The sequence below is a fragment of the Saccharicrinis aurantiacus genome, assembly GCF_947489045.1.
Taxonomy (GTDB): Bacteria; Bacteroidota; Bacteroidia; order Bacteroidales; family Marinilabiliaceae; genus Saccharicrinis; species Saccharicrinis aurantiacus.
The window spans coordinates 25,458-47,493 of record NZ_CANLCN010000004.1 but is presented as its reverse complement, the minus strand read 5'-3'; the positions used below and the strand labels follow the sequence as shown (position 1 = coordinate 47,493).

18 protein-coding genes are annotated in these 22,036 nt (G+C 35.4%); 12 read left to right on the top strand and 6 right to left on the bottom strand.

The annotated features are described in order from the left end of the window. Nucleotides 1-267: 267 nt before the first annotated feature. The 7 genes from QMO11_RS06230 (at nucleotide 268) to QMO11_RS06200 (ending at nucleotide 7,046) form a co-directional block, all read left to right on the top strand. Nucleotides 268-966, top strand: a complete 699-nt coding sequence (locus tag QMO11_RS06230) for a LiaI-LiaF-like domain-containing protein (protein ID WP_282036519.1) — start codon at nucleotides 268-270, stop codon at nucleotides 964-966. 54 nt (nucleotides 967-1,020) lie between these two features. Then, nucleotides 1,021-2,082, top strand: a complete 1,062-nt coding sequence (locus tag QMO11_RS06225) for a sensor histidine kinase (RefSeq protein WP_282036518.1) — start codon at nucleotides 1,021-1,023, stop codon at nucleotides 2,080-2,082. A 74-nt stretch (nucleotides 2,083-2,156) separates the two neighbouring features. After that, nucleotides 2,157-2,903, top strand: a complete 747-nt coding sequence (locus QMO11_RS06220) for a LytR/AlgR family response regulator transcription factor (protein WP_282036517.1) — start codon at nucleotides 2,157-2,159, stop codon at nucleotides 2,901-2,903. A 324-nt stretch (nucleotides 2,904-3,227) separates the two neighbouring features. Further along, nucleotides 3,228-3,572 carry a MerR family transcriptional regulator gene (locus tag QMO11_RS06215; protein ID WP_075602882.1) on the top strand — a complete coding sequence of 115 codons (345 nt, stop codon included), beginning with the start codon at nucleotides 3,228-3,230 and terminating at the stop codon, nucleotides 3,570-3,572. Nucleotides 3,573-3,685: 113 nt separating this feature from the next. Further along, entirely contained in the window at nucleotides 3,686-4,780 is a 1,095-nt protein-coding gene (locus QMO11_RS06210) for a Nif3-like dinuclear metal center hexameric protein (RefSeq protein ID WP_282036516.1), read from the top strand. A 3-nt stretch (nucleotides 4,781-4,783) separates the two neighbouring features. Further along, nucleotides 4,784-5,548, top strand: coding sequence for a zinc ribbon domain-containing protein (locus tag QMO11_RS06205; RefSeq protein ID WP_075602880.1), 765 nt, complete (start codon nucleotides 4,784-4,786; stop codon nucleotides 5,546-5,548). A gap of 64 nt (nucleotides 5,549-5,612) precedes the next feature. Further along, nucleotides 5,613-7,046, top strand: coding sequence for a tetratricopeptide repeat protein (locus tag QMO11_RS06200; RefSeq protein ID WP_282036515.1), 1,434 nt, complete (start codon nucleotides 5,613-5,615; stop codon nucleotides 7,044-7,046). A gap of 13 nt (nucleotides 7,047-7,059) precedes the next feature. Here QMO11_RS06200 and QMO11_RS06195 read toward each other — a convergent pair whose 3' ends face one another. Genes QMO11_RS06195 through QMO11_RS06185 form a run of 3 tightly spaced genes read right to left on the bottom strand, consistent with a single transcriptional unit; the run spans nucleotide 7,060 to nucleotide 8,919 of the window. After that, complete coding sequence (locus QMO11_RS06195) at nucleotides 7,060-7,893, bottom strand: TPM domain-containing protein (RefSeq protein WP_282036514.1); 834 nt, start codon at nucleotides 7,891-7,893, stop codon at nucleotides 7,060-7,062. Nucleotides 7,894-7,904: 11 nt separating this feature from the next. Further along, nucleotides 7,905-8,339, bottom strand: a complete 435-nt coding sequence (locus QMO11_RS06190; RefSeq protein WP_282036513.1) for a TPM domain-containing protein — start codon at nucleotides 8,337-8,339, stop codon at nucleotides 7,905-7,907. A 1-nt stretch (nucleotide 8,340) separates the two neighbouring features. After that, nucleotides 8,341-8,919: a LemA family protein gene (locus tag QMO11_RS06185; protein ID WP_075602877.1), complete on the bottom strand. Its 579-nt coding sequence runs from the start codon at nucleotides 8,917-8,919 to the stop codon at nucleotides 8,341-8,343. A gap of 338 nt (nucleotides 8,920-9,257) precedes the next feature. On the opposite strand from QMO11_RS06185, the gene QMO11_RS06180 reads away from it, so the two are divergent. After that, complete coding sequence (locus QMO11_RS06180) at nucleotides 9,258-10,727, top strand: FN3 associated domain-containing protein (RefSeq protein WP_282036512.1); 1,470 nt, start codon at nucleotides 9,258-9,260, stop codon at nucleotides 10,725-10,727. Nucleotides 10,728-10,763: 36 nt separating this feature from the next. Here QMO11_RS06180 and QMO11_RS06175 read toward each other — a convergent pair whose 3' ends face one another. Together QMO11_RS06175 and QMO11_RS06170 are read right to left on the bottom strand one after the other, a co-directional pair. Continuing rightward, a complete protein-coding gene (locus QMO11_RS06175) occupies nucleotides 10,764-11,408 on the bottom strand; it encodes a GIN domain-containing protein (RefSeq protein ID WP_282036511.1) in 645 nt (214 codons plus the stop codon). A 149-nt stretch (nucleotides 11,409-11,557) separates the two neighbouring features. After that, entirely contained in the window at nucleotides 11,558-12,187 is a 630-nt protein-coding gene (locus tag QMO11_RS06170) for a DEAD/DEAH box helicase (RefSeq protein ID WP_068473555.1), read from the bottom strand. 376 nt (nucleotides 12,188-12,563) lie between these two features. On the opposite strand from QMO11_RS06170, the gene QMO11_RS06165 reads away from it, so the two are divergent. Then, nucleotides 12,564-13,202: a hypothetical protein gene (locus tag QMO11_RS06165; RefSeq protein WP_068473558.1), complete on the top strand. Its 639-nt coding sequence runs from the start codon at nucleotides 12,564-12,566 to the stop codon at nucleotides 13,200-13,202. Nucleotides 13,203-13,319: 117 nt separating this feature from the next. Here the strand turns inward: QMO11_RS06165 and QMO11_RS06160 are convergent, their stop codons facing one another. Continuing rightward, complete coding sequence (locus QMO11_RS06160) at nucleotides 13,320-15,134, bottom strand: glycoside hydrolase family 15 protein (protein ID WP_282036510.1); 1,815 nt, start codon at nucleotides 15,132-15,134, stop codon at nucleotides 13,320-13,322. A gap of 84 nt (nucleotides 15,135-15,218) precedes the next feature. On the opposite strand from QMO11_RS06160, the gene QMO11_RS06155 reads away from it, so the two are divergent. The 3 genes from QMO11_RS06155 (at nucleotide 15,219) to QMO11_RS06145 (ending at nucleotide 21,985) form a co-directional block, all read left to right on the top strand. Beyond that, a complete protein-coding gene (locus QMO11_RS06155; protein ID WP_282036509.1) occupies nucleotides 15,219-17,420 on the top strand; it encodes a bifunctional alpha,alpha-trehalose-phosphate synthase (UDP-forming)/trehalose-phosphatase in 2,202 nt (733 codons plus the stop codon). A gap of 178 nt (nucleotides 17,421-17,598) precedes the next feature. Then, the gene (locus QMO11_RS06150; protein ID WP_282036508.1) at nucleotides 17,599-19,410 is read left to right on the top strand and encodes a methyl-accepting chemotaxis protein; all 1,812 of its coding nucleotides are present in this window, start codon (nucleotides 17,599-17,601) and stop codon (nucleotides 19,408-19,410) included. A 757-nt stretch (nucleotides 19,411-20,167) separates the two neighbouring features. Next, the gene (locus QMO11_RS06145; protein WP_282036507.1) at nucleotides 20,168-21,985 is read left to right on the top strand and encodes a sulfatase-like hydrolase/transferase; all 1,818 of its coding nucleotides are present in this window, start codon (nucleotides 20,168-20,170) and stop codon (nucleotides 21,983-21,985) included. Nucleotides 21,986-22,036 lie beyond the last annotated feature (51 nt).

Genomic DNA, 22,036 nt, shown 5'->3' with positions numbered 1-22,036 from the left:
CCGTATTTTAGGTATTTTTTAAGCATCTTATTTAGGGGCTTCCCTGCGGGGCGGGCTATCCACTATATCTTTGTTTCGCCATAATGGGCTCACAAAGGATGCCGTTTCTATCCCTAAGCCAATCTGCATAAATCAGTCCTTCGCCGGTATTTTTGTCCGTTTTCGCAATTCACCCCAAAAATTTCGCAACTCACAGATTTGCTGTTCCGCAATCATTTTTAGTGCACTACTTTAGCATTATCAAATAAAAATTTAAAACTTTACGATATGGAAAAGCAAGATCAAAACAGACAAAAAGTAGCAGGTGGTTTAATATTAATAATTGCAGGAGTTGCCTTATTATTGCGCAATAGCGGAATGGTTCCACCTCACATTAGTCATACCTTTTTCGGATGGCCATCCATTTTAATTCTCGTGGGAATATTCAACTTTGCAAAAGGCGCAGTAAAACCAGCCATCATGTTATTTCTAGTAGGCGGTTTTTTCATAACCTCACGTATGTTTCCGGCCTTTAACGTATTTCAGTTTTGGCCAGTATTACTAATAGTGGCCGGAATTGCCTTTTTCTTTGGTAACGATGGTGCAGGAATGGGAATGTTTAGCACCGGAAAGGTCAGTAATCAAGATTTGCTAAACGATGTATCTGTATTTGGCGGTAATAATAAGCGCATCCAATCCGATAGCTTTAAAGGCGGACAAATAGTATGTGTATTTGGTGGTAGCGAATTAATGCTGAACGAAAGCACTATTGCCCCCGAAGGCGCAAATATTGAGTTGGTAGCTATTTTTGGTGGAGCTAAAATTACAGTTCCTCGCGATTGGACCGTGCGTACCGAAGTGGTATCTATATTTGGTGCTTTCTCCGATAAACGTTATTCAGGTTCTGCAGAAGGGGTTAATCCTGATAAAGTGCTTACCATAAAAGGAGTTACTATATTTGGAGGTGGAGAGTTATTTACCAGCTAGTATAGTTATATATTACAGCGCTCTATTATTGTTATAACAGAAACCCCAAATCACATGCATCATCCTATATTTTCATATTCAAAAAACCTGAGCATATATATTGCAGTATGCTTGGGTATCATTCTCATCCACGTAGGTGTAGGGCATGGTTTTTACAACCTTCCGCTAAAGGTGGCTGTGGCCGATGCCTTGGTTTTTGATATGTTAATGGCTTTTATTGCTTTAAGCATCTGGTATCCTATTTACTATACAAATGCTAATAAATCACTAATCAATATCTTATTTCAGCATATATTGGCCGCCGCATTTTTATTGGCTATTTGGTTAATGTTGGCTCTGCAAATAGTGAAGTGGGTTGTCTCTGCCGATATGTATGCAATGGTTTATCAGCAATCTAATATTATCCAACGCATTGTGGTAGGAAGCCTTTTTATAGCCACTTATTTTCTGGTATTTCTGGCCATGAAATACTACGGCGATGTGCAAGAAAAAGCCCATCAGCACGAAGCTATGTTGCGTCAGTTGCGCGAGGCAGAACTAAAAGCACTCAAGGCACAAATTAATCCGCATTTCTTATTCAATGGCTTAAACAGCATTAGTGCGCTTACCGTTACTGATGCCGAAGCAGCACGAGATATGATTCATAAGTTATCCGATTTTATGCGTTATGCTCTTAAAAAGAACGAACAAACCCTATTGCTATTCAGCGATGAGTTAGATAATATGAAGCGTTATCTCGATATTGAGAAAATCAGATTTGGCGATCGCTTGCAATGCGAATTTACAATTAACGATGCTACCACGAAAATGCAAATACCCGTTTTGTTACTTCAGCCCTTGGTTGAAAATGCCATAAAACATGGCGTTTACGAGAGTATTGAAACCGTTACTATTGCTATTAGCAGTGAGGTTGAAGATGGGAAATTGCACATTGTTATTCAAAATAATTTTGATCCCGACGGTACACCCCAAAAAGGCGAGGGGGTAGGCTTGCGAAATATTAGTAATCGAATAAGGGTTTTGTATGGCGATGAGGCGTCCTTTGAAACCCATCGTACAGAGAATACCTTTAGGGTTTCGCTTGTAATTCCTCAGCACATCAACAAAACACTATAAACAGAAGCTATTAAAACCCAGAAGGACTAATTAATTCCTATATCTTGATACTTGATACTTGATACTTGATACTCATGAAACATACATACACTACTTTAATTATTGATGATGAGGTACCTGCACGTGCGCTTATAAAAAGTTATTTAGAAAAGTGGACACAGCTGAAGTTTGTTGGTGAGTGTGCCAATGGTTTTGAAGCCTTAAAAGCCATTAAAGAGCACAAACCCGATCTTATATTTTTAGATATTCAGATGCCTAAAGTTACGGGACTAGAGTTACTCGAAGTGCTCAATGAGGCTCCCCAGGTTATTTTTACTACGGCATACGATCAGTATGCACTCAAAGCCTTTGAGCTAAATGCGGTTGATTATTTATTAAAGCCTTTTTCGGTGCAGCGCTTCGATGAGGCAGTAAATAAAGTGCTGGCTCAGTTACACGGAGGAATTGCAGCCACTAATTTGCCATCGCCATCCGATATAAAAGAAGATGCCCTGCTCGATCGTATTGTGGTAAAAAAAGGAACCAACCTAAGCGTGTTGTCGCTTGATAAAGTATTGTATATAGAGGCACAGACTGATTTTGTGAGTATACATACCCAAGAGGAGCGTTTTCTGAAATCGAAAACCATGGCTTACTTTGAGGCGCATTTACCATCAAATAATTTCATCAGAATTCATCGCAGTTATATTGTAAATACCAATGCCATTAAAGGATTAGAGCCCTACGATAAGGATACCTATTTGGCCATTATTTCGCCCGATGTTAAACTGAAAGTTAGTCGTACGGGTTATAAACGCTTGCGCGAGATGCTAAATTTTTAGTTTATCTGACAAAGAGTCACTTTTCACCATCATACCTAAACTTTTCACCACCATACCTTGCCTTTTTATGACAAAGAGTCGCTTTTTGATGCCGTACCTCAACTTTGTAAGATCATACCTTGCCTTTGCAGCTCTAAAAGTGCAAATATGTGATAAAGGCTTATAACTTCTATTTTAGAAAAAAGCTTTGAGCCCTTCCCAACTAACCTGAAATCATTTTTATCTGCCATCCTGCAATTTATTTATGCCTTTGAATGAAATACAATCGATCAATGATGATAAATATAAGAAATTGGATATTATATTTGTAAAAAAGCACGCGTTATGCCATATAAAGAACCTACAATAGAAAAATTATATTACACCATTGGCGAGGTTGCCGAAATGTTTGAAGTAAAAACTTCTTTAATCCGCTTTTGGGAAAAAAGTTTCGATATCATAAAGCCTCATAAAAACAAAAAGGGCAATCGCCTTTTTACACCTGCCGATGTTCAAAATTTTCATTTAATCTTTCACTTGGTAAAGGAAAAGGGCATGACTTTGAAGGGCGCACAAAAGAAGATGGAAGACAATCGCGAAGACACCATCAATAATTTCGAAGTAGTTTCTAAGCTTAAAGATATTAAAGCAATGCTACTAGAGGTAAGAGAAGATTTGGAAGACAGATAATAAAGAAGTCCAAATCTAAACGAGTACTTAAAGTTATTAGTCAAGGATGGAGTTGTTTAGCTTAAGATAGCTTCATTACAGACTTATAACTATACACAAACAAACTACTAAATATGCAAGTTAAAGATATAATAAAGGAGTTGGAGCTATTTGCCCCTCCTTCATTTCAGGAGAGTTATGATAATGCGGGTTTAATTGTTGGCAATAGCAACGATGCTGTATCTGCCGCATTAATCAGTTTAGATATTACAGAGGAAGTAGTTCAGGAAGCGATTGATAGAAAGTGCGATCTAATTATCTCGCATCATCCCATTATAATGGGAGGAATAAAACGCTTAAATGGCAATAACTATGTGGAGCGATCGGTAATAAAAGCCATTAAAAATAATATCGCCATTTATGCCTGCCATACCAATGCTGATAGCGTTAAAACAGGCGTTAATGGTATGATAAGCAAAAAAATTGGTCTGCAAAATTGTAAAATACTCGATCCTAAAAAGAATAGTCTGCTTAAACTGGTAACTTATGCACCAAAGGCTAATGCCGATGCGGTGCGCGAGGCTATTTTTAGTGCAGGAGCAGGTAATATTGGTAATTACGACTCATGTAGCTTTAATACAGAAGGAACAGGTACGTTTAAGGCTAATGCCGATGCCAATCCTCATGTTGGTAATCTTGGCGAACTTCACCAAGAAGAGGAGATAAGAATAGAAACAGTAGTTCCTGCTTATTTAAAGAACAAGGTTGTAAGTGCGCTTTTAAAATCGCATCCATACGAAGAGGTTGCTTTCGATTTATTTCCTTTAGAAAATGTATGGAATGAGGTAGGTTCAGGTATGATTGGTGAATTACCAGAAGCCGAATCAGAATTAGATTTCTTAAAAAGAATAAAAAAAATATTTAATGTAGGATGCATAAAATATACCTCATTACTTAATAAACCAGTTAAAAAAGTAGCGCTTTGTGGTGGAGCGGGAAGCTTCCTTGTCAATAAAGCCAAGGCTTTGGGTGCTGATGTGTTTATTAGTGGCGACTTTAAATATCATCAATATTTTGATGCTGAAAATCAGCTAGTAATAGCAGATATTGGACATTTTGAGAGCGAACAGTTTACTAAAGAACTTTTTTATGAGTTACTTACAAAAAAAATCCCTAATTTTGCGGTCTGTTTATCGAACGTAAATACAAATCCAATAAAATATTTGTAGCTAATGGCAAAAACAAATAAAAACGCTGAAATGTCAGTAGAGGAAAAGTTAAAGGCATTATATGACTTACAGAAAGTGGCCACTGAGATGGATAAAATCAGAACACTTAGAGGTGAGTTACCACTTGAAGTTCAGGATTTGGAAGACGAACTCGAAGGATTAGAGACTCGTATTTCAAACTTTGATGCAGACATTAAAAGCTTAAATGACTCAATTTCTGCTAAAAAGAATGAAATTAAGGAATCAGGCGTATTAATTAAAAAATACGAAGCGCAACAATCTAATGTGCGTAACAACCGTGAGTTTGATTCTTTATCTAAAGAAATTGAGTTTCAAACTCTTGAAATTGAGTTATCAGAGAAGCGTATTAAAGAGTTTACTGGTGAGTTAAACAATAAAAAGGATGCTTTAGATGCTTCTAAACAACTTTTTGAAGATCGTAAAGAAGATTTAGCTGCTAAAAAGAAAGAGCTTACAGAAATTGTTGGCGAAACTCAAGTTGACGAGGAGAAGATGGTTGATAAAATCGCTCAAATCGAATCAACAATTGATGAGCGTTTACTAATCGCTTTTAAGCGTATCAGATCAAATGCAATTAATGGTTTAGCGGTGGTTACTGTTCAGCGTGATGCATGTGGTGGTTGTTTTAACAAAATTCCACCTCAACGTCAGTTAGACATTAAATCTCGTAAAAAAGTAATTGTTTGTGAGTACTGTGGTAGAATCTTAGTGGATGATGATATCGAGGGTCCAAACACAATGGAATAGTTCTAATTAGAATTATATATTAAAGCTGCTTTCTTTTTGAAAGCAGCTTTTTTATTTTTAGAGCATGGTAAAGAAAATAGCATTTGTTTATTTGATGTTTATTGCATTGAGCTGTAATTATGCCCTGGCGGAGGGTAAGATAATGCATTTCAACCTGGGTCTAAACCAAATCATAAACCTACAATTTGATTCAGCAAGATATACCATCAGTAAAATTGATAATAATGCCGAACGGCTCTTTTTAAATCATTATTCTGCATTTTTTGCCATTTTAGTAAATAAGGATGCGGTTGCAAATGCCAATTATTCTAAAAAGGTATCTCAAACTTTAAAAGGATTGCAAGAGGCGGATGACCATCCGAATAAAATGGCATTTATATCAGAGGTGTATTTTCAAAAAAGTTTAATTCAATATCAGAATAACAATTTATTTTCTGCTCTATCGTCATTCTCTAATGCCTATTCGTATTACAAGAAAAGCGAGTCGGGGCATCCTGGTTTACGAGCCAATAAAAAACTAAATGCACTTTATAATTTGCTGTTTAGTAATCTGCCAAAAATGCACTCTAATGTAGCTTCGTGGTTTGGAATGTCAGGCAGCCAAGAATTGGGGTTCAAGTTACTTAATGAATATTTGCAGGATGTTAAAGCAGAAGATGGTTTACACAGCGAGGCTTTACTCTTTAATGTATATTCCTTATTAAAATTTAACGTTGAGGATGATCAGATTACTCAATTTTTTGAAGAACATGGAAAAACTCTAACATCCCCATTCTTACAGGCCATAACTTTACAATGTGCCTTTAAAATTAGGCAACCTGATTTGTTTAATGCTTATGTCTCAAATTCCGATTCTCAGTTTTGGATGTTACGCTATTTAAATGCTAAAAACAAATTGTTGCATAATGATGCTAGAGGTATAAAAGAGATGACAGCCTATTTGGCCTCTAACACTTTCAAGGATTATAAAGCAGATGGATATAATTTGCTGAGTTGGTATTATGCTATTAATTCTGATACAGCTGCTTATTGGCATTGCCAAAAGGCTTTATTGCAATTGGAAGAATATCCCACATCTGAGGATAAAAAGGCCAAGTATGAGGCGGAATTACATCAATATCCTAATGAATGTATTTTGCTAGGGAGGATGTTATTTGATGCCGGTTACTTTAAGCAGGCTATTGTAAACTTCGACTCAGGGAAGTTGAGTGTTAAGAAAAGTGACTTATTAGAGTTTTATTATAGGTACGCACGGGCATTAGAATATTTAGGTAGAACGAATGAAGCATTAATCTATTACGAAAAAGCAATTGGCTTATCTGCGGATGATAAACGCTATTTTGGACCTTATGCTGCGTTTTACTCAGCCCAAATTTATGATAGAAAGAATGATAGAAAGAATGCTCTTCAATATTATAAGTTGGGTAATGATCTAAATAATGGAGAATACAAAAATGCCATATCTACAAAAATAGATATGGCACTGAGTAAATTATAACTTATCTTGGTTTTTACCAGCTTCCGCCAGCTCCACCTCCGCCAAAACTTCCACCACCAAAGCCGCCAAAACCGCCGCTTCCTGATGAGAAATTGCCAAAGCTACCTCCATGACTTCGAGAAGAACCACCCATCATGCTCATCATAAGCCAAAATGGTAGACTACTTCCTCGGCCACCCATATTGTTTTTATCGTGTTTTGATCCTCTACTGATAAATGAAACCAATACAAAAATCACCACAATCCCGATAATGCCAGAAAAAGGACTGCCCTCATGCTTTGCAGTATATTCATCAGCAGTATATTCGCCGCGTGTTATATCAGCAATTACTTGTACCCCTGATGCGATACCTCCAAAATAATCGTTTTGTTTAAAACGAGGGATCATATCATTTTCAACAATTTGCTTGGCAATCGCATCAGGTACCACTCCTTCAAGGCCATAACCTGTAGCAATAAAAGCTTCTCCGTTAGAAGTTCTGGTTTTAGGCTTCACCATAACTACAATACCATTGTTTTTACCAGCTTGACCAACTCCCCATTTATCTCCTAGTTTAAAGGTGAAATCAGCTTTGTCGGTTCCGCCCAAATCAGGGGTAGTAACCACAACAACTTGCGTTGATGTTTCTTTGGCAAATTGTACCAAGTAATTTTCTAATTGCGATACCTGTTGTTGGTTTAAAATACCTGCCAAGTCATTCACTAATCGTGGAGGATTAGGCTTACTTGGTATATCCTGTGCCATTACAGAAATGCTTAATAAAAGCATAACAGCAACTACACCTAGTTTAGAAAATACATTACTGGCCCTAAAAACCATAGGAGTACTATTTTTATTATTCTTCATAAGTTCAATAATTATTTTCCAAACGAAATCTCATCTGAAAGTTCGTTTACATCATCAGATTGGTATGGAAAGTGTGCTTTTAGTTGTTCGCCGCTTAACTTAATACCCTCTGATAGTCCCTTGGCAAATTCACCTTGCTTAAAATAGTTAAGCATAGTTTCTTTATCTTTCTCCCAAAAATTAGCATCTACCTTTTGGTTTATTCCTGCATCACCTAATATTGCGAATTTATGATCCTCATAAGCTAAATAAAACAATACACCATTACGGAGTTCAGTTTTGTGCATTTGTAGTTTTTCAAACCAATAGGCAGCCCTATCCATAACATCTTCTTCACATTTGCTATCTATATGCACTCGTATTTCGCCCGATGTATTTAATTCAGCCTCTTTAATAGCATCAACTATTAGCTTTCGTTCGTCCTTGTTAAAAAAGTCTTTTGCCATCTTAAAATTCTACTTTTGGTGCTTGATTACTACCTTCATCTGCCTTAAAATAAGGTTTCTTTTCAAAGTCAAACCAGCTAGCATAAATGGCACGAGGGAATTTCTTAATATAGGTATTGTAAGCACGCGTAGCCTCATTAAAATTACGACGCTCAACAGCAATTCTATTTTCAGTACCTTCTAATTGAGCTTGTAAATCTCTAAAATTCTCGTTTGCCTTTAGGTCAGGATATTTTTCAACCACAACCATTAAACGTGATAGGGCGCTACTTAAGCCTTGTTGTGCTTGTTGAAATTGTGCAATTTTATCTTCGGTTAAGCCATCAGCATTTACGTTAATCCCTGTTGCTTTTGATCGAGCCTCAACAACGCCTTGCAAGGTTTCTTTTTCGTGGGCTGCATATCCTTTTACTACATTTACTAAATTAGGAATTAGATCCGCTCTTCTTTGATATACATTTTCTACCTGTGACCATTTAGCATCAACATTTTCACCTAACTCTACCATTGAGTTGTATCCGCACGATGTTAGAAATGGAACCATTAATAATGCCCAAATCATCTTCTTTAAATTCTTCATAGTTACTATACTTATTTTTTAGTTGATCCTATTTATCCAAAGTAATGGATAAAATATATAATATTCAATTTATAGCCTTGATGTATCAAATATCAGTCCATTGACAATTTGTCAGATACGACAATAAGTTATGCTTATGAGAATGTTTTACTCTAACATAACAACGTACGCTATTTCCATTTTTTTGAAGTTTTTCTCAGATTAATTTAATATTAACTATTTGTATAATAGTAATATATTTTTAATTTTATAATTAACATAAATATTACCGTGTGATAAAGTTGTGTTGCAGAACTCATATTATATTTACTACCATAATTTAACTTTATATCAAAAAAATGAAACAACTTTTACTTTTTACTACAGTATTTCTTATCTGTACATTCAATTATGCCCAAAATTTAGTGCCTAATGGTAATTTTGAATCGTGGGAGGACGTAAATACACCTTCAGATTTTTCAACTATTCAAAATGTCGAACAAGAGAGTGTTATTGTGCACTCGGGTAATTTCAGTGCGAAACATACCGGTGGAACAAAAAAAATAGCTGTAAATGTTCCAATAGAAGCAGGAAAAACATATAGAATATCAATGTGGTATTATGTTGATACAGAAAAAGGCGATGGTAGTGACGCACGCATTTGGTCATATTGGAAATCTAGTTCTAATAATGTTGATGATAATGTTGATGAATTAAGAGGGCCTAATAATGGTTTTTTTGAGTCTAAAGCTGAGTGGTCGCAGTATGAAGTTGAATTAACAGCTCCAGCTACTGTTGATGGTTTGAATTTTGAATTGAGGACCTATTCTGGGGCAGTGGTTTATTATGATAATTTAGAGGTTGAAGAAACAGTAAGTAGTGCAGCCATAGCACCTGAGTTCTCTCACTTAGATGAATATTTTTCAGAATCATTTGATCTAGAACTCACCTCTAAAACAGAAGGAGCAAGTATCTATTATACTATTGACGGATCTGAGCCAGATGAAACTTCTATGGAATACGCTTCACCTATATTTATTGATGAAAGTACAATTGTAAAGGCTATTGCTGTTGCAAGTGGTTATGACAATAGTAATGTAGTAACTCAAGAATTCACAAAATACATTGCTAAGGATGGGTCTTTCACTAGGATATCATCAGTTGATGATTTAGAAGAAGGGAAATATTTACTTGGTTACAATGGTAATTTCATGCTCAATGAAGCAGCAAGCGCATATATATATCGATTTATTGAAACTAATGATGTAGAAGCCACCACAATTGAACGCCCAAACCAAAGTGTTGTTTGGTCTTTAATTAAAGCAGGCCAAAATTGGCTAATTTATAATGAAACAGAGATGAAATATGTTTCTTATACTGGGGATGGTAATGCTGCTTATTTAGTAGATGCTGCTAATAGTTCAGAAGAGTGGGTTATTACTGAAGAAGATGGAGTGTTTATTGTTAAGAATGCAGATGTTGAAAGATATTTACGTTATAACCCAAGTAGCCCTAGGTTTTCTTGTTATCCATCAGGACAACAAGCTCTTCAATTATTTAAGCTTGATAGATCAACAAATGTTGAATCACCTTCTGATTATGGAGTTTCAGTTTATCCAAACCCATTTAGTTCTCAACTAACAGTTTCAAGTAATAGGACTATTGCAAGTGTTGAGTTATTGAATACTGTAGGTCAAATTGTAAATAAAGTTATTGTAACAGGCGATAAAGTTGTTATGAATACTAGCTCATTGAGCATTGGAGTTTACCTTTTGAAAGTGAATTATAGCAATGGTAGTAACTCTGTTAAGAAGGTTGTCAAGCAGTAACTTGCTAGCAGGTTGTAGCTTATAAAATAAAAAAAATCACAGCGAATATACTTTTCCCGAAGCCTTTAAAGCACTTGTTTTAACACTTGTTTTATTGATTTCGGGATTCCCATAATAGTAAGTATTCCCCGTAGAGTAGATAGTAACGTTTAATCGTTCCATCGCATTTACATTGCAATCACCATAGGATCGATGAATAATACCAACCACTGCTGCCTCTAACTCGTTAGCTAATATATTTGTTGCACCCTCACAAACAATGCTCAACTCACTTAAACGACCCTTTAGTTGATGGTTACCAATGTGTTCAGATCCATATAGCTTGAGTTTTAATTTATTGGCATTTATTAAAATATCAGAATTCGATTGAGACCCTCTTCCGTTAAAAGTTATGTCTAAATCGTTAACTATAATTGTATCACGTGAGAATATACTTACGATGCTATTTACTTCTATAAAATTTAGTTTCGAGGCAGGAATGTAGATAGTAGGTCTGTTTTTGTGTTGTATGTAGTTCGCTTTATCATGATCTAATGTAAGCACCTTATCTTGTATTTTATATTTAAAATCTTCAATTAGGTGTGTCTGACCTTCTATTTTTATAGAGGAATCAGCAGTGTTTGTTAGCTCAATAAGGTACGGACATTCGATAATTAGCTTATTGAATTCACCGACTTTCAAGTTTTAATTAGTTACCTCGGTTTCTTTGTTAAGCTAGGCGAAGTATTCGCACGACATAAGTAATGGAATAAGAACTATTAGAAGAATAATCTTTATTATAGCATAAAAATCCACGTCCTTTGGGCGTGGATTTTTTACTGTGATTGATATTATTCAGGAGAATGTTCGTCAAACTCCATAATCAAAGGATTTTTCATCATTCGTTCCTCAACCTTCTCAAATTTGTCGGTCCATTTATTTGCAAAAAATAAGAATTGCGACTTTTCAATACCATCTGCAATACGATAAATAACAGGATGGTGTAGGTGCGGGCTTAGCATTTCAGCATCATCAACCGCAAAAATCTTCACTTTAGTCATTGGTATCCCTTGTACTGATAGTAACTCACCAATACGTTTTGGAGTTCCAATAACAACATCAACACCTTCGTAGATCATATCTTTTTGGTATTGCATTATTCCTTCATCAAAAACAATAAAAGAACGTAATTTGGTTTGTTTGCTTAGCAAGTCAAACTGTTCTTCTACAGCAAATGCTTTGGCTTTTGATTCAACCATAATTATGGCTCTTGGAGCCTCCTCAAAAGGTTTTTTTAATTGTTGAATAATAGAAATAATAATAGCAGTTGTTTTACCGCTACCTTCAGGAGCAATTACAAACATATCTGCTCCTGATTTAATTTTAGGGATACATACTGTCTGTACCTCACGAGGTTCTTTATCGTACTCGTGATTTATAAGTTCCGAAGCTAATTCAGGTATTAATTTCTTTAATTTCATTAATGTTGTTTTATGTTCAAACCTGACTAATTAAATAAAGTCAGTTTTGAGTTTTTGCTCTTGCCGTACCTGATTTAAAAGGTCGCGGGAGTTTTGTTTCAATTCGTTCTTCACAATAATAGCAGATGTAAATTTCACACCCTGTACAAGCAAAACAATTACTACAGGCCCTTTTTAAGTCATCTTTTTGAAAGGATGCCTTACACGAGGGGCAGTATATTTTTTCAGACTGGTTACTCATTAATCTATAATTGTGGTGCAAAAGTAATTAAATTAAACAAAGTTTTTACTGTTTGTAATTGCAGAAACAATATATAGGGCTTTAGTTAGTTTCTTATTATATTGGCAATCGATTATTTAATAAAAACAAGATAGGATGAAGAAACTTATAATTGCAGTATTATGCATTTTACCACTAGGATTATTTGCACAAATAAATGCAACTACTGAGGATGGGAAGAAAGTGTTACTCTACGAAAATGGTACATGGATTTTAGCTGACACAACAAGTTTTTCAGAAACAGTGCAGGCGGGTGCAGGCGGAGTATATGAGCTGGACGCCAATGTAAATAAAGAATCAAACATGGGGGAATTGCTCTATGAGGTTAGTCCTCGTTTAGAGAAGTATTTTGGCCCTATAAAAGGTAAGGTAAAAGCTAGCAGTAAAGTGATTGCGCAAAATGGTAAAGTAAAAGTATTTTTCCAGTTTGAATATACTTTACCTGATGCAAACCGTTATTATGGCCGAGTTCAGTCGGGTACTATTATAAAATTATATAACAAAAAGGATGAAGAAATAGAGTTAAGTTTAACTGATGATATAAAGTTTGAGGTACTTGAAAAATATAACTTTTCATTTTATACAGTGAGCGCATGGTTAACACCAGAACAAGCTCAAGATTTATTTGAAACGCCAGTTGAATATTTAGAGGTACATTGGAAAAAAGGTGCTGAGAAATATAAAGTAGGTAACGAGTTCTTAATTATGAATGGTTTAAAAGAACTTAAGAAATAGTGTTTTTTGACTGAAATTCACCATTGCTTCAAGTAATGGTTACAGCCTGCTACTAAAAGAAAAGCATCAAGTGGAAGTTTATTTCACTTGATGCTTTTTATAATTGTGAGAAATATCTTAATCATGTTGCCTTAAAGCATCCATAATTTTTTCTTCTTTTGTTGTTTCTCCTTCAGAGATGTTTATGGCAGTTTCAATTAATGCCAAGTGTGAATAGGCTTGTGGGAAATTACCCAACTGTTGTTTCGTTTCAAAATCTAAATCTTCACTAAATAACCCCAAATGGTTATTATAAGTCAATAGTTTTTCAAATCGCTCCAGGGCAGCTTCCTTTTCACCAATCTTATATAATGCATTTACTAACCAAAAAGTACAAATTGTAAAACTTGATTTTGGTAATCCGAAGTCGTCTTGATTGATATAACGATACATTAAACCTTCGTGCTCCAATTCTTTCTGAATTCCTAAAACAGTAGTTCTGTACCTTTCGTCTGTTGGTTTTGAAAAGCCATAACTTTCCATTAATAAAACAGAGGCATCTAAGGCATCATCGCCATAAGCTTGCGTGTACGATTGTTTTTCCTCGCACCATGCATTCTCTTCGATATCTCTTCGGATTTCATCTTCAAGTTTCTTCCACTTTTTCTTATAAGTATCTTGCTTTAACAAGCCAGCAATCTTCATGGCTCTATCAATAGCAACCCAACATAATACTTTACTAAATGTAAAATGCTTGCCTTCGTTGCGGATTTCCCAAATACCCTTATCGGGTTTATGCCAATTGGCTTCTACCATTTTCACAACATTCCTTACAACAGTCCATAGGTCTTCACTATATCCTAGCGAAGCTGAAAACATTGAAAAGTGTTGGTAAATGGCATCCATTAAAATACCATAGATGTCGTTTTGTTTTTGCTTATAAGCAGCATTACCAACACGTACTGGTTTTGAATCGGCATAGCCAGATAAGTGTGGAAGTTCATATTCAGATAAACGTTTTTCGCCGCTGATTCCATACATTATCTGCATTTGTTCGTCCTTTTCAGGTAACACATCTAATATAAATCGCAGGTAATTTTCAGCAACAGTATGATGGCCAATTTGAGTTAATATTTTAACCACCATCGAACCATCTCTAATCCAACAGAAACGATAATCCCAATTACGCACTTCACCAATAGTTTCGGGTAACGAAGTAGTAAGTGCTGCTAAAACAGCCCCAGTCTTTTCGTAACTTAATAGCTTAAGTGTTAATGCACTTCGGTTTATTTCATCATTAAATCTCTTAAAGGTAGTGGTGCGCTCCGACCAGTTTAACCAATATACTTTGGTGCGTTGCAGTTTAAGATGGGTTCTGTGAATATCTTGGTTTAAAAGTTTTTGATTGTAACTGACTAAGAAAAACTTATTCTTCTCAAGCGTAATTGTTTTCTTATTAAGGATTGAAGAAAACTCAAAATCAGTATATAAATACAAGGAGTCATAAGGCCCTTCTGTGGTGTAGGCTTTTATATAATTTTTGTGCTCCTCAAGTTCTGTATTATGAGCCGCATACTCTAGTTTAGGATCGTAGTTAATCGTAAAACTTGGCTTACCACTAATAAGTTTAAAATAGCGCACAATATCAGGTGGCGAATAATAGTCGCCCTTTTCGTTGAGATAGCGAGGCATAAAGTCAATTACCTCAAAAACACCATCTTCACAATTAAAAGTTGTTCTTAATAAATTTGTACGTTCAATATACTCTTGTTGTATATTAATAAGCTTGTTGGCTTCAATAGAAATAGCGCCACCTTTCTTAGTATCAAGCAATTTGCCAAATACCGATGGGGCGTCAAATTTAGGCAAACATAACCAATCAATACTTCCTTTCTCGGAAACCAGAGCCGCTGACTTACAATTTCCGATAATACCGTAATTAAGATTTTCCATATTTTCAATTTTATTGGTTAGTTTTGTATCACACCCTAAAAAAAGGGGATATATTCTTAAAAACAAAAATAAATGCGTTAACATATGCAAAAAATTCACATTGTATCAAACAGACTCCCATTTAGTATAAAGGAAGAAGACGAAAAAACAACACTTGAAGCGAGTGTGGGTGGTTTAGCCACAGGTATGAAGTCTATTTATAAAGAATACGGTGGAACATGGATTGGATGGCCAGGTGTTGACAGCGATTCCTTAAGTGCAGAAAAGGAAAGCGAAATTGATGCTTTATTCAAACGCGAGAAATGTGCTTCGGTACATTTAAATGCTGAAGATATTGAGCTATTTTATGAGGGTTTTAGTAACAGAACTATTTGGCCTTTATTTCATTATTTTACGCAATATGCCGATTTTAACCAGGAAGCTTGGGATAAGTATGTAGAAGTGAATCAAAAATTCGCTGATGCTGCTCTTGAGACTGTTGAGGATGGCGATGCCGTATGGGTGCACGATTATCAGTTACTATTAGTACCAGAGATGATAAAATCAAAGAAACCCAATGTAACCGTTGGTTTCTTTTTACATATTCCATTTCCTTCGTTTGAGGTATTCCGAATTTTACCTTGGCGTAAGGAAATTATTCAGGGTATGCTTGGTGCCGATTTAATTGGTTTTCATACCTATGATTATGAACGACATTTCTTTAGTTGTGTTCGTCGATTATTTGGATACGAAATTTCATTTAATCAAATTCATATTGATGATAGAATTATTATCGCCGACTCATTCCCAATGGGAATTGATTACGATAAATTTGTGAAGTCGGCGCAGGCCGTTGCAATGAAAGGTGTAAGTGAGAAATCAGAGCTACACCAAGAGCTTGATAAGTATTTTTTAGCATCGCCTGACCGAAAACTTATCTTATCTATTGATAGATTAGATTATACTAAAGGTATACCTAACCGATTGAAGGCCTTTGCTCGTTTCCTTGAGAAGTATCCTGAGTTCAGACAAAAAGTAACCTTAATTATGCTTGCCGTTCCTTCGCGCGATCAGGTAGATCATTACCAGTTGCTAAAGAAAGAGGTTGATGAACTTGTAGGACAAATTAACGGAGATTATGGTAGTATAAACTACACACCTATTTGGTATTTCTATCGATCTATGCCATTCGATAACCTCATAGAGCTTTATAGTTCATGTGATGTGGCTCTAATTACACCCGTTAGGGATGGTATGAATTTGGTTGCTAAAGAATATGTAGCTTCTCGTATAAATAATACAGGAGTTCTTATTTTGAGCGAAATGGCTGGTGTTGCAAAAGAAATGGGAGAGGCTTTAATCATTAACCCAGTTGATGATGAAAATATGGCTGATAGTATCCATCAAGCATTAACAATGCCAATTGAAGAGCAAAAGTCGCGTACTGCATTTATGAAAGAGCGTATACAACGTTACGATGTATTTAAGTGGGCCAGTGAGTTTATAAAATCATTAAAGAAAGCAGAAGCCAAGCAATCAGATTTTCTTGCCAAGATGATTACACCAAGCATTGAAAAAACGATGCTGGATAAATATAATAAGGCGGAGAAGCGTGCCATTTTCTTAGATTACGATGGAACCTTAACTTCGTTTAAAAAGAACCCGCAAGATGCGATGCCGAATGAAGAGTTGCACAATATCATTAAAAACTTAACCGATAACGAAAAGAATATAGTTACCATTATCAGTGGTAGAGATAGATATACGCTTGAAAAATGGTTTACAGGGCATAGAGTTAATTTGATTTGTGAACATGGCGTTTGGATGAAGGTTGTAGATGGTACTTGGGAAATGCTGAGTACTGTAAATAACAATTGGATGCCAAATGTACGACCTACTATGGAGAACTTTGTAGATAGAACACCAGGTAGTTTTATTGAAGAGAAAAATTACTCGCTTGTGTGGCATTTCCGTAAGTCAGAACCTGAACAAGGAGAGCTTAGAGCTAACGAACTGAAGGATGAATTAAATACGCACCTCTCAAATCATAATCTTGAGATAATGGAAGGTAATAAGGTTATTGAGGTGAAAAGTGGAGGTATTAATAAAGGTATCGCAGCATTGCAGTTCCTTAATAATGAGCCTTACGATTATATTATGGCTTTGGGCGATGATTGGACTGATGAGTTTATGTTCCGCGAGTTACCTGAAGAAGCCTATACTATTAAGGTGGGCCTAACGCATACAAAGGCTTCTTATAAGGTTGAGTCAGTAGCTGCTGTTCGCGCTTTATTGAGTAAGATGTAAAAAGTAAGATCATATATTATTCAAAGGTCGTTCTATTATTAGGGCGACCTTTTTTTATTCGTTAATTATTTGTTAATTGATTGTGAAAAATTGTAACTAAATATGAATACTCGCAGTATAGGTAGTGTTAATACGCACTGCATCATATCAGCCTCATATTCATTTAAATTTCATCTTAATGAAGAAGTACACGTTTTTAATCACACGCGAATATTCTGTTAGAAATCGATTGATAGTCAGTTTCTCTTTAATGGTATTTTTGTCAGTAATTATTGGGTTTATTGGTATATCAGGATTGAAAAAATCAAGAGGTCTGGTTGATGCAAAGAATGAGCTTGTGAACATTGAGAAGGAATTGCTGAGTGCTCGATTACAAGTAATGTATTTTAGTAATTATAAAGATACATCTCGAATAACGGATATAACTAATCAGTTAAACTATAACATTGAAAGACTAGAAACTGCTAAACACAATCCTTATTTTACTGATGCAAATATTGATTCATTATTATTGCAAGTAGTTAATTTTAGAGATGGTTTTACATCCTATGCTAATATTGAAATTGAGAAAATAGAATTAATAAAAGAATGGACTAATCAGGGGGATGTTGTTAGTAATCAAATTGGTTTATCCTCTGAAAAGATAAGGGAAAGGAAGACATTAAATTATGTAACTACGCTAACCAGCCAATTAAAAGTAATCTGTTCAGGTTTCTACTCTTCACCTATCGATGTTGATGGCTCAATAAACGAAAAACTTGCTAATAGAGTCAAAGGTAGATATGAGAAAGCATTTACAAGTTTAAATAAAGTTGCCACAAATAATAAAGCCTACGCAAAAGAAGTAAATAAGGTTATAGATGAATACTTAAAATATCAGAATCTATTTAGTAAATATCTTACCCTAAATGAGAATCAAAGTTATTCTCAGAAAAAAATGAATGGAGCAGCTTGGTTGGTAGGTACCATTAGTTGGGAGATAGCGCAAGCAGCCGGACATGAAGAGTATTTAATAATGCGATCAGTTAACAGCAACATAATCGTGTTTTTAGTGCTATCTCTTATTTTTGGAGTACTTATAAGCAGAACTACAATAATAAATATATTAAAACCACTACGTAAAGGTCTTGATTTTGCAAAAGGATTAGCAAATGGGCAGTTATATCATGAAATAGAATTAGAAGGTAAAGATGAAATAAATGACTTGATGATTTCTTTATCAGAGATGAAAATGAAATTAAGAGAAGTGGTTACTGAGATTACCGATAATGCAGAATCATTGGCCAACTCAAGCACGCAATTATCAAAAACAACTGTTGATTTAACTTCAGGGGCTAATATTCAAGCTTCAGCAATTGAAGAGGTTTCTTCTACCATGGAAGAAATAATGTCGAATATTGAGCAAAACTATTCAAATGCAAATAGTAGTGAATTAAAGGCAACAGAAGTGCATTCTAAAGTTCTGGCCACCACAAAAGAGTCGGACAGTGCAGCAACTGCAAATGTTGAAATTAGTAAGAAAATTGCCATCATTAACGAGATTGCTAGGAGTACAAATATATTGGCCTTAAATGCGGCTGTTGAGGCAGCACGAGCGGGTGAGCATGGCAAGGGTTTTGCTGTGGTAGCAGCCGAAGTGCGTAAATTAGCTGAAAGAAGTCAGAGTGCTGCTGTTGAAATTATAAAGTTAGCGAAAGAGGGAGGTGAGTTATCCTTAAGCTCTAACGTGAAGTTAAACGAAGCCATTCCGTTTATTGAGGAATCTAACCAACTCTCTAAAGAGATTGCTGCTGCAACCAGAGAGCAAAGAGAAGGGGTTAATCAGATTAATAACTCCATACAGCAAATGAATAACTCAACCCAAGCAAATGCCTCTAGTAGTGAAGAAGTATCAGCAAGTGCCGATAACCTGAGTAAACAAGCCAAAATATTACAGGAGTTAATTCACTTTTTCTCTCTTGATGAGGAAGTGATTGAGGAAGAAGAATAGGTCTTTAGTTAATTTTGTAATGATTAATTCTGAACCTTGATCAAAATTAGGTTTGGAATAATTCCTCATACAATAAATCTGGTTAAAAAACCTTTCCATTTTTCCCCCAAAAAGAGTAATATAATTTCCATCATGTTTATGTATGGATTGCCTTTGTTTTATCCCTCATAAAACCGGATTATATCGTTTTTTGTGCAGTTGTATTAATTCAGCTTCATAGTAACTTATGCAACATGAAATAGCAATTATTTCGCACTCCCAATGCTTAACAATTACTTTACTGAAGCTATATTTCGCAATAAAACAACTTAACTATAAATTGTTGTAGTTTTTATTAAGTGTTGGTGTTTAGGTTTTTAATCGACATATACAGTTCTTGGTTACTTTATTGATGTACTAAATTGGGAATAAAAAAATACTTACAAATGCATAATGAATTATATCTTTTTAAACGTTCAGTTACATAGAAAATTAAAAAAAAATAGAGTTTTTCAATGTTTCTAATTCACTTCTGAAAATCCATATTAGGAGGGAATCACGATAGTTGATTAAATGGAAAGAGCCAGTTAAGTTTCATTCGGTAATAAATAAACTGCCCCCGTTAATTCTCAAATTACTATCCCCTCACACAATACCGAAACCTGTATGTTTGGTATAATATTAAAACTCATGAATCGATTAGGTGAGAGATATTTTGCCTAAGACTACTATCTGTGGGTTTCTTCAAAGAGTATTATAAAATTTAAACTATAATAAGATGAAATCATTGAAAACCATATTAATTATTCTAGGTTTCCTTTTTATCGGGAAGACTTATGCGCAACAACCTAATGTGTTATATATTTTAACGGATGATCACCGTTATGATGCAGTCCGATCATTTAACAAAATGCTTACGGGTAATGAAATGAGTGAGTTGGGTTATGTTGAGTCTCCTCAGGTAGATAAGCTAACCCAAATGGGAACAACGTTTATTAATACCTATTGTCAGGCGCAAGGTTGTGCACCATCTAGGGCATCAATGCATTATGGGCGTTACCCTTTTAGATCGGGTATTTACGAGTTTGAATATCACAACAATATTGCAGAACACACACAACCAACACTACCTGAGCAAATGGCAAAATTGGGTTATCAAACATTTCATGTAGGTAAACTTGGTGTTCGAATTAAAACCTTAAAAGATGGCAAATCTAAGCCGTATCCAATCTATCAAACCGATATTGATTTTAGAACTTTAGCACGTCAGGGCTTAAGCGAATGGGGAAGTGATTGGATTAGGGAAGTTAACGGGCAAAAGCTTAAAACACCTATGCAGAATGTTTCGTTCTTTATAACTCCTGATGGGAAAAGAGAATACCTTTCTTCAGAAATGGAAAGTATGGGTTTGCAAAAGAAGGGAACAGCTGAGGCTACCATGAAAAAATACGACCTTTTGCGTTTTAAAAAGGGAAAGCAAAAAGCCTATTATGAAAATGGAATGATCGTTGGTGGGGTGAGCCCTCGAGAAGCAGGTAAAACCCGCGATGGTTATTATACTTCTGTATTTCAAGATTACATTACAAATGGAGATAAACCATTTAGTGTAGGAGAATTAACTTACGATGGGATTAATACTTCTAAGCCCGTATTCTGCCATATTGGATACGATTTTCCACATACACCTGTTCTTCCTCCGGCCGATTACCGTAAGCGATTCAAGAAGCATACTTATAAGGTTCCTGAATTAACGAATGATGAGTACGAAACTATGGCTAAACAGATGAAAGTTCAGGTTGATAAGAATTTTACCGATAAGTTTAGTGATAAAGACAAACAAATAATGATTCAGGATTATTTTGCCTTTTGTGCCTATGGCGATAAACTTATTGGCGATGCTGTAAATACTTTTATAGAGTATAGCGAAGCGCAAAAGCAAGAGTGGATGATTATTTATGTACATGGCGATCATGGTTGGAAATTGAACGAGCATGGTGCTATTTCAAAGTTTACTCCATGGAGAATTGATAGCCATAACCCAATTGTAGTGGTATCTTCAGATAAAAAGAAATATCCGGCCGGAAAAGTTGTTCGTGAGTTTGCTGAGTTTGTTGATGTTGCACCAACAGCATTATCTGCCGCAGGCGCCAAGTTGAATAATGCGGAATACAACTATTTAGATGGTTTAGATTTAGCCAAGGTGGCTAATGGAAGTGCTCCTGTTAGAGATTATGTAATTGGCGAAAGTCATGCCGTTACCGGACCTCGTGCTTTTATCAGAACTAAAGATTATGTCTTCTCTATGAAAACACGCCCAAGTAAAAAACGTGGCGAAAACATAGAGTGGGCTGTAAATGCAAATTACAGCGATTTAGATCCAGCACTGTATGATATGCGCAAAGATCCAAACGAAACCAATAATGTGGCCTTTAACGCAGAGTATAAAGCTATTGCCAAGGCAATGAAAGAGAAGCTGATTAATATTGTATTGGGAGATAATAGAGTAGAAATAAACTGGGAAAAGTGGGGCACTGGAACCGAAGTCTACAAAAGTAACTTTGCTCCTGGGGCGCACGATTATAAGCTAAAGCTTTAATTAGCTTATAGATTAGTTGAATTTAAGTTAACAACCAATAATATTCTTTGC